This window comes from Nioella ostreopsis, from assembly GCF_004000255.1.
Taxonomy (GTDB): Bacteria; Pseudomonadota; Alphaproteobacteria; order Rhodobacterales; family Rhodobacteraceae; genus Nioella; species Nioella ostreopsis.
Genome location: NZ_RCIQ01000005.1, coordinates 249,112 through 263,901, shown reverse-complemented (window position 1 = coordinate 263,901; position 14,790 = coordinate 249,112). Strand labels below are relative to the sequence as shown.

At 62.8% G+C, this 14,790-nt stretch carries 17 protein-coding genes; 12 read left to right on the top strand and 5 right to left on the bottom strand.

Annotation, left to right across the window (positions count from 1 at the left end; all coding sequences use genetic code 11):
• Positions 1-41: 41 nt before the first annotated feature.
• The gene (locus tag EP237_RS08065; protein WP_127559923.1) at positions 42-1,076 is read right to left on the bottom strand and encodes an NAD(P)/FAD-dependent oxidoreductase; all 1,035 of its coding nucleotides are present in this window, start codon (positions 1,074-1,076) and stop codon (positions 42-44) included.
• A 48-nt stretch (positions 1,077-1,124) separates the two neighbouring features.
• On the opposite strand from EP237_RS08065, the gene mnmC2 reads away from it, so the two are divergent.
• Both mnmC2 and EP237_RS08055 read left to right on the top strand, forming a co-directional pair.
• Positions 1,125-1,799 carry a tRNA (5-methylaminomethyl-2-thiouridine)(34)-methyltransferase MnmC2 gene (mnmC2, locus tag EP237_RS08060; RefSeq protein ID WP_127559921.1) on the top strand — a complete coding sequence of 225 codons (675 nt, stop codon included), beginning with the start codon at positions 1,125-1,127 and terminating at the stop codon, positions 1,797-1,799.
• The gene (locus EP237_RS08055; protein ID WP_127559918.1) at positions 1,796-2,674 is read left to right on the top strand and encodes a DMT family transporter; all 879 of its coding nucleotides are present in this window, start codon (positions 1,796-1,798) and stop codon (positions 2,672-2,674) included. The genes mnmC2 and EP237_RS08055 overlap by 4 nt, the downstream gene beginning before the upstream one ends.
• Positions 2,675-2,788: 114 nt before the next feature.
• On the opposite strand, the gene EP237_RS08050 is transcribed toward EP237_RS08055, so the two are convergent.
• On the bottom strand, positions 2,789-4,726 hold the full coding sequence (locus EP237_RS08050) for a lytic transglycosylase domain-containing protein (protein ID WP_127559916.1): 1,938 nt from the start codon (positions 4,724-4,726) through the stop codon (positions 2,789-2,791).
• Between the two features lie 146 nt (positions 4,727-4,872).
• Here EP237_RS08050 and dapA point away from each other — a divergent pair, with 146 nt between their 5' ends.
• On the top strand, positions 4,873-5,748 hold the full coding sequence (dapA, locus tag EP237_RS08045; protein WP_127559914.1) for a 4-hydroxy-tetrahydrodipicolinate synthase: 876 nt from the start codon (positions 4,873-4,875) through the stop codon (positions 5,746-5,748).
• A gap of 1 nt (position 5,749) precedes the next feature.
• Positions 5,750-6,226 carry an SAM-dependent methyltransferase gene (locus tag EP237_RS08040; protein WP_127559912.1) on the top strand — a complete coding sequence of 159 codons (477 nt, stop codon included), beginning with the start codon at positions 5,750-5,752 and terminating at the stop codon, positions 6,224-6,226.
• Here EP237_RS08040 and EP237_RS08035 read toward each other — a convergent pair whose 3' ends face one another.
• Complete coding sequence (locus EP237_RS08035; protein WP_127559910.1) at positions 6,227-7,078, bottom strand: ATP-binding cassette domain-containing protein; 852 nt, start codon at positions 7,076-7,078, stop codon at positions 6,227-6,229. It lies immediately after the preceding gene.
• Between the two features lie 128 nt (positions 7,079-7,206).
• Here EP237_RS08035 and smpB point away from each other — a divergent pair, with 128 nt between their 5' ends.
• The 6 genes from smpB to arfB all read left to right on the top strand — a co-directional run bounded on the left by smpB (position 7,207) and on the right by arfB (position 11,893).
• The gene (smpB, locus tag EP237_RS08030; protein ID WP_127559944.1) at positions 7,207-7,686 is read left to right on the top strand and encodes an SsrA-binding protein SmpB; all 480 of its coding nucleotides are present in this window, start codon (positions 7,207-7,209) and stop codon (positions 7,684-7,686) included.
• 72 nt (positions 7,687-7,758) lie between these two features.
• The gene (sseA, locus tag EP237_RS08025; protein WP_127559908.1) at positions 7,759-8,610 is read left to right on the top strand and encodes a 3-mercaptopyruvate sulfurtransferase; all 852 of its coding nucleotides are present in this window, start codon (positions 7,759-7,761) and stop codon (positions 8,608-8,610) included.
• The gene (locus tag EP237_RS08020; protein WP_164744657.1) at positions 8,607-9,164 is read left to right on the top strand and encodes a GNAT family N-acetyltransferase; all 558 of its coding nucleotides are present in this window, start codon (positions 8,607-8,609) and stop codon (positions 9,162-9,164) included. The genes sseA and EP237_RS08020 overlap by 4 nt, the downstream gene beginning before the upstream one ends.
• Positions 9,165-9,175: 11 nt before the next feature.
• On the top strand, positions 9,176-10,360 hold the full coding sequence (locus EP237_RS08015; RefSeq protein WP_127559906.1) for an amino acid aminotransferase: 1,185 nt from the start codon (positions 9,176-9,178) through the stop codon (positions 10,358-10,360).
• A gap of 190 nt (positions 10,361-10,550) precedes the next feature.
• Positions 10,551-11,174 carry a queuosine precursor transporter gene (locus EP237_RS08010; RefSeq protein WP_127559905.1) on the top strand — a complete coding sequence of 208 codons (624 nt, stop codon included), beginning with the start codon at positions 10,551-10,553 and terminating at the stop codon, positions 11,172-11,174.
• A gap of 302 nt (positions 11,175-11,476) precedes the next feature.
• Positions 11,477-11,893, top strand: a complete 417-nt coding sequence (gene arfB, locus EP237_RS08005) for an alternative ribosome rescue aminoacyl-tRNA hydrolase ArfB (RefSeq protein WP_127559904.1) — start codon at positions 11,477-11,479, stop codon at positions 11,891-11,893.
• A 285-nt stretch (positions 11,894-12,178) separates the two neighbouring features.
• Here the strand turns inward: arfB and EP237_RS08000 are convergent, their stop codons facing one another.
• Positions 12,179-12,400 (bottom strand): DUF2188 domain-containing protein, encoded by a 222-nt coding sequence (locus EP237_RS08000; RefSeq protein WP_127559903.1) that lies wholly within the window; start codon positions 12,398-12,400, stop codon positions 12,179-12,181.
• 98 nt (positions 12,401-12,498) lie between these two features.
• Between EP237_RS08000 and EP237_RS07995 the strand changes: the two genes are divergently transcribed.
• Both EP237_RS07995 and EP237_RS07990 read left to right on the top strand, forming a co-directional pair.
• Complete coding sequence (locus EP237_RS07995) at positions 12,499-12,852, top strand: helix-turn-helix domain-containing protein (protein WP_127559902.1); 354 nt, start codon at positions 12,499-12,501, stop codon at positions 12,850-12,852.
• Entirely contained in the window at positions 12,827-13,417 is a 591-nt protein-coding gene (locus EP237_RS07990; RefSeq protein WP_127559900.1) for an ImmA/IrrE family metallo-endopeptidase, read from the top strand. Before EP237_RS07995 ends, EP237_RS07990 begins: the two co-directional genes overlap by 26 nt.
• On the opposite strand, the gene pncB is transcribed toward EP237_RS07990, so the two are convergent.
• Entirely contained in the window at positions 13,414-14,706 is a 1,293-nt protein-coding gene (gene pncB / locus EP237_RS07985) for a nicotinate phosphoribosyltransferase (RefSeq protein ID WP_127559898.1), read from the bottom strand. The genes EP237_RS07990 and pncB overlap by 4 nt on opposite strands.
• Between the last annotated feature and the right edge of the window lie 84 nt (positions 14,707-14,790).

The following is a 14,790-nucleotide window of genomic DNA, read 5'->3' as shown; positions in this document are numbered from 1 at the left end:
AGACGCTGAGCTGGAATAGACCCTTGGGCAAAGAAGAAGGCTCAGGTGCCGGGGATCGAGGCTTCGACCCGGAAGCTGTCGGGGATACTGTCCTCACCATCGAGGATAAGCCCGGCCATGAGCTGCCCGACGATCGGGGCCATGCCGAAGCCGATCTTGAAACCGCCATTGGCGATGAACTGACCGGGACGGCCGGGCCACGCCCCCAGCATCGGCGCACGGGACCGGGCGCGGGGGCGCAGGCCGGCCCATCTTTCCAGCACCGGGCGTTCGCGCAGCACCGGGACGAGTCGGATGATCCGCCCGATGATATCGTCGAGCCCGCCATCGCAACGGGAGGGGTCCGTGAACTCCCGCTCGGTGGTTGAGCCGATGGCGGTGGTGCCGTCGGCATGGGGGATCACGTGCAGCCCGTCGACAAAGATCTGAGGGCGGTCTCGGGCGTCATAATCGAAGATCGCGGATTGGCCCTTGATGGGCGCGCCCACGGGTTTGCCCAGGTCTTCGGATAGGGTGACAAGCCCGGCGGCCCCGGTGGCATGGACGATCTTGCCTTGCTCGGGCGCGTCCGTTGTGATCTCGACACCGCGCGCGCGAAGGGCTGCGGCAAGGGCCGATGTCGCCTTTCTGGGATGCGCCCGGCCGGTCAGGGTGTCGTGAATCACGAGACCCGAGGTCGTGACCGGTGCGAAGGGGCCGAAATCGCGGACGTCGCGGATCTGCCATTGGTATTTGCCACGCCACAGCTCTTCGGCATTGCGGGCACGTTCGGTGGCGATTTCCAACGCGCTGACCGGTTGAATGCGGCCGGTGCGGGCGTAGCCCGGGTCCTCACCGCCCACCTCTGCCACCTCGGCCCACATGGCTTCGGCCATATCGAGGCTTTGGAATTGCAGCTCTTTCTTGTCGTTCCAGCGTTCGGGCGTATGCGGGGCAAGCGCGCCGACAAGACCGCCCGACGCCCCGGCGGCAACCCCGTTGGGGTCGATCACCCGCACCGAGGCCCCGCGCGACACGCAGGCCCAGGCCACGGACAGGCCGAAAATCCCGGCCCCTCTGACCGTCACATCCACCATCTCTGACCCCGCTTGCCGAACCTGACGGAACCCTTCATAGGTCAGCCCATGGACAAAGCCCAGACAGACCGGACGCTCTGGCGGGACAATGGCGTGCCCGTGTCGGAACGGTTCGACGATCCCTATTACTCGCTTGATAACGGGCTGGCGGAAACGCGGCACGTGTTTCTGGATGGCAACGATCTGCCCGCGCGTTTCTTGCCGGGGTTTCACATTGCCGAACTGGGGTTCGGAACCGGTCTGAACCTGATCGCCGCACGGATGGCGTGGCGGGCGGCGGGCGTGACGGGACGATTGCGCTTCACCAGTTTCGAGGCTTTCCCGATGCCCCCCGAAGATGCGCTGCGCGCCCTGTCGGCCTTTCCCGAGGTCGCGGACCTGGCCGAGGACACCGCTGCGCTGCTGGCCGACCCCTCGCAACCCTTGATCCGTGACGATATCGAGATGCGGCTTGTCGTGGGAGACGCGCGGCAGACCTTGCCGCTATGGCAGGTCAAGGCCGATGCGTGGTTTCTCGATGGGTTTTCCCCCGCCAAGAACCCGGAGCTGTGGGGGGCTGATCTGATGGCCGAGGTCGCCCGCCACACGGCACCCGGCGGCAGCTTCGCCACCTATACCGCCGCAGGCGATGTGCGACGTGCGCTTGTCGCTGCCGGGTTCGACGTGATCCGTGTGCCCGGCTATGGCCGCAAGAGGCATATGAGCACGGGGCGCAAGACATGAGCGAGCAGAACACGCGGGCCGGCATCTGGCTGATGGTGCTGACGACCTTCATCTTTGCCATGCAGGACGGGATCTCACGCCATCTGGCAGGGGAATATAACGTGCTAATGGTGGTGATGATCCGCTACTGGTTCTTCGCGGCCTTCGTGATGGCTGTGGCCTCTCGCAAGGCGGGGGGGCTGCGGGCTGCGGCAGCAACGCGACAGCCCATTCTGCAAGGGTTCCGCGCCCTGCTGCTGGTGACGGAGATCTGCGTGATGGTTCTGGGTTTCACGTTGTTGGGTCTGGTCGAAAGCCACGCCGTGTTTGCCTGCTATCCGCTTTTGATCGCGGCCCTGTCCGGGCCGGTTTTGGGTGAAAACGTTGGCTGGCGCAGATGGGTGGCAATCGGGGTGGGTTTCATCGGCGTCATCATCATTCTGGAGCCTGGCTTCGGCGTCTTCGACCCGCGTGCGGTGGTGCCGCTGGCATCGGCCCTGATGTTCGCGCTTTATGGTCTGCTCACCCGCTTCGCCGCCCGCAAGGACAGCGCGGCAACCAGTTTTTTCTGGACGGGCACGGTTGGCGCGGTGGCGATGACGGCTGTGGGCATCTGGTTCTGGGAGCCGATGACCGGGCCGGATTGGGCTTGGATGGGCTTGCTGTGCATCACCGGTGCGGCGGGCCATTTCACGCTCATCAAATGCTATGAGGTGGCGGAGGCCAGCGCCGTTCAGCCTTTCGCCTACCTGCAGCTTGTCTTCGCGGCATCCCTTGGGATCGTCGTATTCGGCGAAGGGATCGAGTGGAATGTGGTGCTTGGCGCGACCATCGTCGTGGCGGCAGGGCTGTTCACGCTCTCGCGAGCCAGGGCCCGGGCAGCCGAAGAAAGCTGATCCCTTTCAGCTTGGTCAAAATACCTCGGGGGAGTCGCCTGAAAGGCGACGGGGGCAGAGCCCCCGTCCGCGCGGGTCGACGCCATAGGCGGCGAAACCGGCCTGCTCGGGGCTCTATCGTTGCTGCAGAAGCGCCGTCAGCGTCTGGTCTGGCAGCCGCCCGGTCAGCAACGCATCATAGATCCGCATGCTTTCCGTCACCCGCATCACGTAGTTCCGGGTCTCGCGGAACGGGATCGACTCGATCCAGTCGACCACATCCACATCCGGGTCGCGCGGGTCTCCGAAGGCCTCCATCCAGCGTTCCGCCCGGCTCGGGCCCGCGTTATAGGCGGCGGCGATCAGCACCGGGTTGGGGCCAAACTCCTCGATCAGGTAATCGAGATAGGCCGCGCCGAGCGTGGCGTTGAAGGCCGGGTCCTCGTGCATCCGGCTCTCGCTGAAGGCGACGCCAAGGCGGCGCGCCATCTCGCGCCCGGTGCGCGGCATCACCTGCATCAGGCCGAGGGCGCCTGCATGGCTGACAACCGTCGGGTCAAACTCGCTTTCCCGACGGGCGATGGAATGCACCAGCCGGTCCGACACCGGCAGGTCGTAGGCCAGCAGGTCCGATGATAGCGGGTAATAGGCGCGCATGATCTCGTGGCCCATGGTGGCGGCGCGCTTGGCGATCATCAGGGCGATATGCGGTTCATTCAGGTCCAGCAGCATCGAGGCTAGTTGTCCGGCTTCCTGACGGGACAGGCTTTCGGTCAGATGCGTCCAGAACCGTTCGGCAAGGGCAATCTCGCCCGCCTCCAGCAGCCGCACCGCAGCGCGGAAGACGCTTGTTCGAACAAAGTCGGCCAGTCGCCAGTCGCCGAAATCCTCTTGCCCCAGAAAGGCCGGGTCCGTGGGTAACCCGCCACGCTCCGCTGCCAGTTGCCCGTAAAAGCTCGACTGGAAGCGTGCCCCGAGCGCATAGGCCTGCGCTGCGGCCTCCTCATTGCCAAGCGCCTCTTGCGCGCGGCCAAGCCAATAGCCGGCGCGACCCATGGAAATCGGGGATTCCACAGCCTCGGTGAAGTGGGAAAAATGCTCCGCCGCTGTCGCCGCATCGCCCATCCGCAAGGCGGTGTAGCCGGCGATCCATTCCAGATCCGAGTAATTCACATAGTCGGTCGCGGGATCGATATGGTGGTTCGCGGCCACGGTGTAGGCGGCCTGAAAATCCCCGTCGCGCATCAGATCGCGCGCAAGGGACCGCCTGCGATTGGCCCATTCCGATGGACGGCCAAGCGTGCTTGCCGAACTGGAGGTCTCGCGAATCAGGCTGGTCGCACTGCTGGTCAGCCCTTCGCGTATCCGCCAGACGAAGCGTTCATAGGCCAGACCGGGATGGTTGCGCAGCGACGCGGGCACCGCGTCAATGGCCGCATCCACGCCGGGGCGGCGGGCACGCAGCAACAGCCGCGCCTCGGCCAGTCTCTGCCAGCCCTCACTGACCAGCGAATACATGCGCCGCGCCTGCGTGGCCTCGTTCTCCCACAGCAGGTGATCCAGCCGCGCCTCGTGATGAGTGCGCAGGGTCCGGGGCCAGTCGATCATGAACTGGTCATGCTCCGCCTCTGATAGCGACATCGTGGTCCAGGCGCGGATCGCTTCGGCCATGGCGTCTTCGCGTCGGTCTACCTCCCACAGGGCGGCAGCAAGGCGCAGCGATCCCCACCCGGTTTGCGGCGCCTGATCCTCGAAATAGGCGATAACCGTCGCGGCAGGTGTGGTTTCCTCGATATTCCGTTCGCCCTGCCGGATCAGGTAGGGCAGGCCGGGCCAGTCGTGATTTTCCGCAAGGAAGTCGAGATACGCGCTCAGGTCCCCCTCGCCCTGCCGAAGCCTGATCCATGTCACCACATCGGCGGCGGCGGGGTCGGTCACGCGGGCCTGCGCCTCGGCGGCCGATGGATAGTCGCGGGCGCCCAGGGCTTCGATGGCCTCGGCCAGCGCTTCGGGGGTTGCCAGCGCCTGGACAGGCAGGCAGGTCAGGAAAAGGCTGAAAAGAATTCGTCGCATCGTGCCACCGGTTTGTAACTATCCTCAAAGGATAGGGCCTCAGCCCTTGCTTGCAACTCACTAACTTGGCAATAGGCGGGCGGCGACCTGTCGGGTCGCGATCCTCCGCCGATCCCGGCGATACCAGACATGAAAGGAAGCGTGTGATGTTCAAAGGCTCGATGCCCGCATTGGTCACGCCGTTCAAGGACGGCGCGGTGGATTTTGACACGCTGAAGAAACTTGTCGACTGGCATGTCGCCGAGGGCAGCACCGGTCTGGTGCCCGTGGGCACAACAGGCGAAAGCCCGACCCTGACCCATGAGGAACATGAACAGGTGATCGAGGCCGTGGTAGAGGCCGCCGCGGGCCGCGTTCCCGTCATCGCCGGGGCCGGGTCCAACAACACGGTCGAGGCCATCCGCTTCCTGCAGCACGCCAAGGCCGTTGGGGCCGATGCGGGGCTTGTGGTGACGCCCTATTACAACAAGCCGACCCAGGCCGGGATGATCGCCCATTACACCGCGCTGACCGAGGCCTGCGATCTGCCGATCGTGATCTACAACATTCCCGGCCGCTCCGTGGTCGATATGACCCCCGCCACTATGGGCGAACTGGCCAAGCTGCCCTCCATTGTCGGCGTAAAGGACGCGACCGGCGACCTCGCGCGTGTCAGCTGGACCCGGATCGCCTGCGGGCCGGAGTTCTGCCAGCTTTCGGGCGAGGACGCGACCGCGCATGGCTTCAACGCACAGGGCGGTGTGGGCTGTATCTCGGTCACTGCGAACGTTGCCCCGCGCCTTTGCGCGGACATGCAGAACGCGACGCTGGCGGGCGACTATGCCGCCGCGCTGCAGATCGCGGACAAGCTTATGCCGCTGCATCGGGCGATCTTCCTCGAACCCGGCCTTTGTGGCGCGAAATACGCGATGTCGGTTCTGGGGCTCTGCTCGGACGAGGTGCGCCTGCCGCTGGTGCCCGTGACCGACGCCACCAAGGCCGAGATCCGGGCCGCCATGCAGCATGCAGGCCTGATCGACTGACATGAGCGGGATCCGCGACGGTGAGGTGACGCTGCCCTTCGATCCGGCCGACCGGGCCGAGGCGGGTGTTGCTTTCATCGGGCGGATCCGCACGCCCTGGTTCAAGGGCCATGGGCCGAAGAACCTGATCCAGGCACGCGAAACCGGGCAGGGGGCGACGATTGATCTCGCCCCCGCCTACATCCCCTGCCTTAACGGGCTAGAGGAGGGCACGCCCGTCGTGCTGCTCTACTGGATGGACAAGGCGGCGCGGAATATTGCGGTGCAACGCCCACGCCATGCCGACGGACCGCGCGGAACCTTTTCATTGCGATCCCCCGCGCGGCCCAACCCGATTGCGATGGCGGTGGTGATCCTGCAGGGGATCGACCGGAACACCGGCCTGCTGACCATCGATGCGATTGATTGCTACGACAACACGCCGCTTCTGGACATCAAGCCCTGGAAAGCCTCGATCGACGTGCCGCCCGGCGCGTGATCATTCCTCCACCACCGGCATGCCCGCGCCGTCAAAGCGCAGATTGACCTGCGCGTATCTGCCCAGTTCCCATCGTTCCTGTTGGACGCGGTCTTCGATGACAACGGCAAATCCGTGGGGGGCCAGCACCGTGAAATCGGGCAGCAGCGCCTCGGGCGGGATGGGTCCGCCGGTGATCTCGATATGCAGACTCTGAAGCTGTCTGATCGCTTCGAGCACCTCTTCGATGCCCGGCAGCGCCTCTGACGGGGCAAGCACGTAGTCCCGCAGCGGCTGCCCGTCTGCTGACACCATTCGCGCCATCACGGTGTCATGGCCACCATAGGCGGCGGTTGGTTCGTCCATGATCAGGATCTCGGGGTCATGCGCGAAGGCCGTTGCCATGCCCACACGCTGCTGTTGACCCCCGCTCATCAGTGCCCCCGGCTGTCGTGGTGTTGCCAGACCGATGGCGCCTTCAATTGCCGCTTGAACGGCAGCGCGCTGATCCTGGTCGATCCCCTCCAGCATCCCTTCCATCTGGCCGGCGATCTGATCGCGGGCGGCGTCAAGCGCTGTTGTGTCGCCCACGGCCCCCATGCCGCCCATTGTGGCCGCCATGCGCCCGGCTTCTCCAAGGTCAACGAAGCGGCCGCCGCGTGCATCCCAGACCCGGATCGTGCGTGCGATGATATCGGCGACGATTGCTCCGTCCCGTCCGGGGTTGATCGCAATAGTGCGGGGTGTGAAGACCATCACCATGGTACTGCGCCCCTGACCGGAAGCACCGAGATATTCCAGCAATCGCCCACGTTCCTGCGCAAAGCCAGTGGCCGGAAGGCAAAGCAGTATCAGGATCAACAGAGGGCGCATCGTACTCTCCTTCAAACAATCGGGGCCGATCAATATCGGGGACAGTGTATCACGAAAGGGTCTTTGCCGCAGCCTGCTGCATGGCGCCTGTAGACTCCGCCGGTTCGCCACATTACATCGGGCAGACCATGGCCAAGAAACCGAAGACAGACCCCAACTACAAGGTGATCGCCGAGAACCGGCGGGCACGCTACGACTATGCCATCGAGGAAGACCTTGAATGTGGAATCATTCTGCAAGGCTCCGAGGTAAAGTCGCTGCGCGAGGGCGGGTCGAATATCGCCGAAAGCTATGCCACCGTGGATGAGGGCGAGCTGTGGCTGGTCAACAGCTATATCGCTCCATACAAGCAGGCCAAGACCTGGGGCCATGAAGAACGCCGCCGCCGCAAACTGCTGGTCAGCAAGAAGGAACTGTCCAAGCTGTGGAACGCCACGCAGCGGCAGGGCATGACGCTGGTGCCGCTGGTGATCTACTTCAATCACAGGGGCATGGTGAAGCTGAAGATCGGTATCGCCAAGGGCAAGAAGACCCAGGACAAGCGCGCGGATGAGGCCAAGCGCGACTGGCAGCGCCAGAAATCGCGGCTGCTGCGCGAACGGGGCTGACATTCCGCCCACTTGAAAGCAGGCCCCGGCCCGCGTAGGGCTAGCAAAACCCCGCGCCTGACGGAGACCCGCATGTCCGCCGATGACCCCAAAACGCTCGTATCCACCCAGTGGCTCGCCGATCACATGAAGGATCCGGATCTGCGGATCATTGATGCGTCCTACTACCTGCCCGATATGGGCCGCGACTCGAAGGCGGAATATGACGCCGCCCACATCCCCGGCGCGCGGTTCTTCGATATCGACGATATCAGCGATTCCGTCAGCGACCTGCCTCACATGGCCCCGCCACCCGAAAAATTCATGAGCCGCATGCGCGCCATGGGTGTGGGCGATGGCCATCAGGTGGTGGTCTATGACGGCAACGGGCTCTTCTCTGCCGCGCGGATCTGGTGGCTGTTCCGGCTGATGGGCAAGACCGATATCGCCGTGCTGGATGGTGGCATCCGCAAATGGCAGGCCGAGGGGCGCGAGATCGAGGACATGCCCCCGATCGTGCGCGACCGGCACATGACCGCGCAGCGTCAGGCGCATCTGGTCAAGGACGTCACGCAGGTGGCCGCCGCTGCCAAGCTCGGTGACTGGCAGATCGTGGATGCCCGCAGCGCCGGCCGCTTCCGGGGCGAAGAAGCGGAACCGCGCGAGGGCCTGCGGTCTGGCCGCATTCCGGGCTCGAAAAACGTGCATTACGCGACGCTGCTGAACGAAGACGGCACCATGAAACGCGGCGACGCCCTGCGTGCGGCGTTTGAGGCGGGCGGCGTGGACCTGAACAAGCGCATCATCACCACCTGCGGCTCCGGCGTGACGGCGGCAATCCTGTCGCTTGGGCTGGAACTGCTCGGCCACAAGGACTGGGCGCTTTACGATGGCTCCTGGTCCGAATGGGGCCAGTTCGATCAGCTGAAGGTCGAGGTGGGATGACCATCACCCCCGCAGGCACCGAAGTCGCCTATACGATCACCTATCTTGAGATGACCGAGGCGCCCGCCCCGGCCCCCGCTCTTCCCGAAGATGTGCGGCTGGAGCGCTGCGAACAGCCCCCGGTCTGGTTCTTCCTGTCGCTCTACGATGCCGTCGGGCGGATGTATGAATGGGTCGACAAGTTCAACGAGGCCCCAGAGGCCGTTCAAGCATTCGTTCAGCACCCGGACGTCGTGCTATATGTCGCCTATCGCCACGGCTGGCCCGCAGGGTTTTTCCAGCTCGACTGGCGCGAGCCGGGGGTTTGCGACCTCGCCTATTTCGGGCTGGTGCCCGAGGCAATAGGTGGCGGCATCGGCGGTACGCTTCTGCGCTCGGCCATCGCGACCGGCTGGTCGCGCGATGACGTGATGAAGATGACCGTCAACACCTGCACGCTGGACCATCCCCGCGCGCTGGACCTTTACAAACGTGTTGGTTTTCAGCCCGTGCGCACCGAGGATCACACCCGCGTTCTGATCCGCGACCGCGACCCGTCACAATTTCCCGCCTGAGGAGAGGCACGATGTTCGAGACCCTGACCGCCCCGCAGCCCGACAAGATCATCCAGCTGATGCAGATGTTCCGCGAGGATACGCGGGACGGCAAGGTCGATCTCGGCGTCGGCGTCTACAAGACGCCCGAGGGCAAGACCCCGGTCATGAAAGCCGTGAAAGCGGCGGAGGAGCTGGTCTGGCAGACACAGGACAGCAAGGGCTATGTCGCGCTGGCAGGCGATGCGGGATACCTGGCCGCGATGAAGGGCCTGCTCTTTGCCGATGCCGTGCCGCATACGCGCCTCGCCGCGGCGGGCACCCCCGGCGGCACCGGGGCCGTGCGGCAGGTGCTGGAAATGGTCAAGCGCCTGACGCCTGACGCCACCGTCTGGATCAGCGCACCGACCTGGCCCAACCATCCGGCGATCATCAGCTACCTGGGCCTCGCCATGCGCGAATACCGCTACTACGACGCGGAAAGCGGCGGGTTGGACCGGGCGGGCATGATGGAGGATCTGGCGGGCGTGCAGAAGGGCGACCTGATCCTTGTCCACGGATGCTGTCACAACCCAACCGGCGTGGACCTGACGCTCGACGACTGGCGCGCGCTTGGCGAGCTGTGCCTGTCCACAGGGGCGATCCCTTTCGTGGACATGGCCTATCTCGGCTTCGGTCAGGGCATCGAGGAAGACGCCGCCGGAATGCGCCTGCTTGCGGGTATGGTGCCCGAGATGCTGATCGCCGCCTCCTGTTCCAAGAATTTCGGCCTCTACCGCGACCGTGTGGGCATCGCCATGGCGCTCTGCGGAGATGACAAGGCCGCGACTGCAACCGGCGGCATGCTGGCCTGGCTCAACCGTCAGAACTTCGCCTTTCCGCCTGACCATGGCGCGCGGGCAGTGCAAACCATTCTGGGCGATCCCGGTTTAACAGATGTCTGGCGGAGCGAACTGCGCGAGATGCGCGAAGGGATGCAGGCCAGCCGCGAGGCGCTGGCCGCCGAGTTGCAGCGCATCACCGGGTCCGACCGTTTCGCGTTTCTTGCCGCACATCGCGGCATGTTCTCGCTGCTTGGCGCAAGCGAAGCGCAGGTGGAACAACTGCGCGAAGACCATGGCATCTACCTCGTCTTCGACAGTCGCATGAACGTGGCAGGCCTGACACCCGAGACGATCCCGCTGGTCGCAAAAGCGGTGGCCGAGGTCATGGGCTAGGAAAAATCCTCCCGAAGATTTTTTCGCTGATCTAAAATTCTTCGGGAAGAATTTTGCGACACCTGAAGAATTTTCCTGAAAATTCTTCCATGGCGGGGGGCTTGCCATCCGGCCCCCGCCTGCGCTAAAGCGCGCCGTCCCTGCTCGTCAGGGCCAAGTCTCCGCTACCTTGTCAAAACGGACCACATTCATGACCCGCACCCATCTGCCCGGCATCCTTGCCATGGCGGCCGTTGTTGTCGCCTCGAACATCCTCGTCCAGTTTCTTTTCGGCCAATGGCTGACCTGGGGGGCCTTCACCTACCCTGTCGCTTTCCTCGTCACAGACGTCATGAATCGCATCTATGGTGTTGATGCGGCTCGGAAAGTTGTGGTTTCCGGCTTTGTGGTGGGGGTCATCTGCTCGCTGATCGGCACCCAGATCATGGGCGAGTTCGGCCCGCTTGTGACCCTGCGCATCGCCATTGGCTCCGGTCTTGCCTTCCTGACCGCGCAACTGCTTGATGTTGCTGTCTTTAATCGCCTGCGCGAGGGCGCATGGTGGCGGGCGCCGCTGGCGTCTACGCTGATTGGATCGAGCGTGGATACAGCGTTATTTTTCTCTATCGCCTTCTCGGGGGCGTTAACCTTTATCGAGCCGGGCAATGACGTGGCCTGGGCGGGGGAGGTTCTGCCTCTGCTTGGTGCCGGGCCGCAAGCGCCGCTATGGGTGTCGCTGGCCGTCGCCGACTGGCTTGTCAAACTGTCGCTTGCTTTGGTGGCACTTGTGCCCTTCCGGGTGCTCACGGCGAAACTGACAGCACAAGTTGCATAAAAACTTTTGACAAACACAAAATCTATGGCACCCTCCTAGTACGAGTTCACAATCAGAAAGGAGGTGCCCATGTCTAGAGGGATATTGGAGAAGTGCGTCGGGACAGTCTGGGAGGGACGCGGCTAGGCAGCCTTAGCTGCGCAAACCATCCCAGGTGGGCTTCAGTCTAACCGACCCCACCTCCTTAATTTCTCGGAAAGGGTCGCCCTCGGGCGGCCCTTTTTGTTAACACTTTGGGGGGGCGCCATGCGTACACCCCCCGTACACCCCCTGTACACCCCCCGTGCATACGGAAACCGGACATGCTGAGGATCACTGACCAGATCACCATCGCCGATTGGGAGATGACGGAACACTTCACCCGCGCCTCCGGCCCCGGCGGGCAGAACGTGAACAAGGTGTCCACGGCGGTGGAACTGCGGTTCGAGGCCGAGCGGTCCCCGAACCTGTCTGACCCGGTCAAACGGCGGCTGAAACGGCTGGCAGGTCAACGCTGGACCAAGGATGGCGCGGTGGTGATCTTCGTGCAGGAGACGCGGAGCCAGGCAAGGAACCGGGAGATCGCGCGGGAGAGGCTGGCGGAGCTCATTGCGCGGGCCACGGTGGCGCCGAAGAAACGCCGCCCGACCCGGCCCACCAAGGGCAGCGTGGAGCGGCGGCTGAAGGCCAAGAAGGTGCGGGGGGAGGTGAAGCGGTTACGGGGGGAGACGGGGGAGTAGGGAGCGTCGAGAAAACACCGCTTCCAGAGGAAACGGTGTCTAAGTCATGGGTACGAGGAGGATTCTTTCTTCGATCAACGTGCAAGGCGGTTGTTGAACCGCTTCAGTTGCTCGACGGTGCCCTCTGCTCGGAGGCCTTGTGCCGTCCGAACTAGTCGAACACCGGTTGCTGCGGCAGCACTTCGCATCCTACGTTCGTACTCATTCTTGAAATCGCGCGTTATCGCGCTTGCGAGGCTACGTCCGCTCGAGAACGAGCGACCTTTGTATTTGATTCGCATTCCTTCATCCTTTCGGCGGGTAGGGGTCGTTCCCGTAGCTCCAGGCTTCGCGAAACTGACCGTCGCTGTTCTGGATCCGAAGCTCGGAACGCTCATTTCTCGCGACAGCCCGTCCATACTGGATTGCTTCCTTTTGGGTATCGAAGGTTCGGGTAACTCTTCGGTTTCCTTCCCCGCGTACCGCCCACCCGTCGCGGTGCGGCACAATGTACTGATTCTTAGGCATTTTGCGCTTTCCTTTCTATTGCGCTTGTGGTCTATGATTGCACATCTGCAATCGGGAGGAAAATTGCACATGAGACGAGCAATTGCAAGAGTGAAATCATGAACGATGGTTTTCTGATAGAGGATTTCTTCGCAGCCCTTGATGCGCAACGTGAAGCCAAGCGCCTCACTTGGAAAAAGGTGGCTTCGCAAGCAGGAGTAAGTGCCTCGACTCTAACGAGGATAGCGCAGGGCCGTCGCCCTGACGTGGATACGCTAGCATCTCTCTGTAGGTGGGCGGGTCTCGATGCAAATGCCTACTTCGCATCGACAGTGGTTCCTTCTGGACAGCCCGAGACGCTTACGCAAATATCAACTAATCTACGTGCCGATAAAAACCTTTCGGAAGAAGGCGCGCGCGCTATAGAAGCTATGCTCCGTGCAGCTTATGAGCAGTTTCGCAAGGATAAGTAAATTGTCGGCCAAGTTAAGGCGAGGTTTCAAAAAAGAAGCCAACGAATGGTCAAGAGAACTTCGAGCGGAAATGGGAATGCCGCTAGATTCGCTGCTATGTTCATTTGAGCTTGCAAAGTATCTTGAAGTCCCAGTTGTCGGGGCCTCTACTGTAGTAGATTCTGGGGTGTCATCTTTCCTTTCCTCTGATCAAGGCCTTAAGGAAGTATCCGCAGCTGTCTTTTACTATGGAGTTTCGGCGTTCATTATTACGAACGACGCTCATGGCGAAAAAAGATTGCGATCCAACGTAGCCCATGAACTGGCGCACATACTGCTCAAACACCCTCCTGAGCAACGACTCTCATCCGACGGTACAAGGCAGTTCTCAAAGGAACATGAAGCAGAGGCAAATTGGCTTGGTCCAGCGCTTCTGGTTTCTGATGAAGCGGCAATCGCAGTATTTCGAAGAGTCAGGTCTGGCGCTATTTCCTTAGAAAACGTCTCGGACCAATCAGGTATTTCGCGAGAGGTTCTACAAATGCGTTTGAACGTTTCTGGTGCCAGAAGGCGCGTTCGATACTAAACCACAACCTCCAGCCGTTCCTGCTCGCCCACCCCGAACACCCGTTTATACCGGGCGATCTCGTCTGCTGGCCCCATGGCCTTCTCGGGGTTGTCCGAGAGCTTCACCGTGGGCCGCCCGTTGGCTGCCACAGCCTTGCACACCAAGGAAAACGGCGCCAGCGCGTCATTCGGGACCAGCCCGCGGAAATCATTGGTCAGCAGTGTTCCCCAACCAAAGGACACCCGCACGCGGCCGGCAAACTGCGCCTGAAGCTCCTCTATCTTTTCCACGTCCAGCCCGTCGGAGAAGATGACGAGTTTCTGGCGCGGGTCCTCGCCCCGTGATTTCCACCAGTCGATGGCGATCTCGGCCCCCGTCGCGGGATCGCCGGAATCGATGCGGATGCCGGTCCAGCCCGCCAGCCAGTCGGGGGCGTTTTTCAGGAAGCCTTCCGTCCCGTAGGTGTCGGGCAGGATGATGCGCAGGTTGCCCGAATGCTCCTCATGCCAGTCGGCGAGCACGTCATAGGGCGCGCGGGCGAGGTCTGCGTCGGTTTCCGTCAGCGCGGCGTAGACCATGGGCAGTTCGTGGGCGTTGGTGCCGATGGCCTCGATATCGCGCTTCATGGCGATGAGGCAGTTGGAGGTGCCGACGAATTTCTCGCCCAGGCCTTCCATCATCGCCTGCACGCACCAGTCCTGCCAGAGATAGGAATGGCGGCGGCGGGTTCCGAAATCGGCGATGCGCAGGTCGGGCAGGTGGCGGAGGCGTTCGACCTTCTGCCACAGATGCGTCATGGCGCGGGCGTAGAGCACTTGCAGCTCGAACTTGCCCATATGTTGCAGGACGGCGCGGCCGCGCAGTTCCATCAACACGGCAAGCGCGGGGATTTCCCACAGCATGACCTCGGGCCAGTTGCCTTCGAAGGTCAGCTCATACTGGCCGTCGCGCTTTTCGAGGTGGTAGGCGGGCAGGCGCAGTTTCTCGAACCAGTCCATGAATTCGGGCGTGAACATCTGGCGCTTGCCGTAGAACATGTTGCCGCGCATCCAGGTGCTTTCGCCACGGGTGAGGGAGAGGGAGCGGATGTGGTCGAGCTGTTCGCGCAGCTCGCCCTCGTCGATGAGGTCGGCGAGCGGAATGCGGGTGGTGCGGTTGATGAGCGAGAAGGTGACTTGCGTGTCGGGCTTGTTACGGAACACCGACTGGCACATCAGCAGCTTGTAGAAATCCGTGTCGATGAGCGAGCGGACGATCGGGTCGATCTTCCACTTGTGATTGTAGACGCGGGTGGCGATGTCGACCATGCGGGATACTCCTGTTCGCACAAGCCGTTAGAGCAAAACAGGCGGGGGGAGGGCAAGGATTTCCCTCGCCTGTTCGCGGGAAAG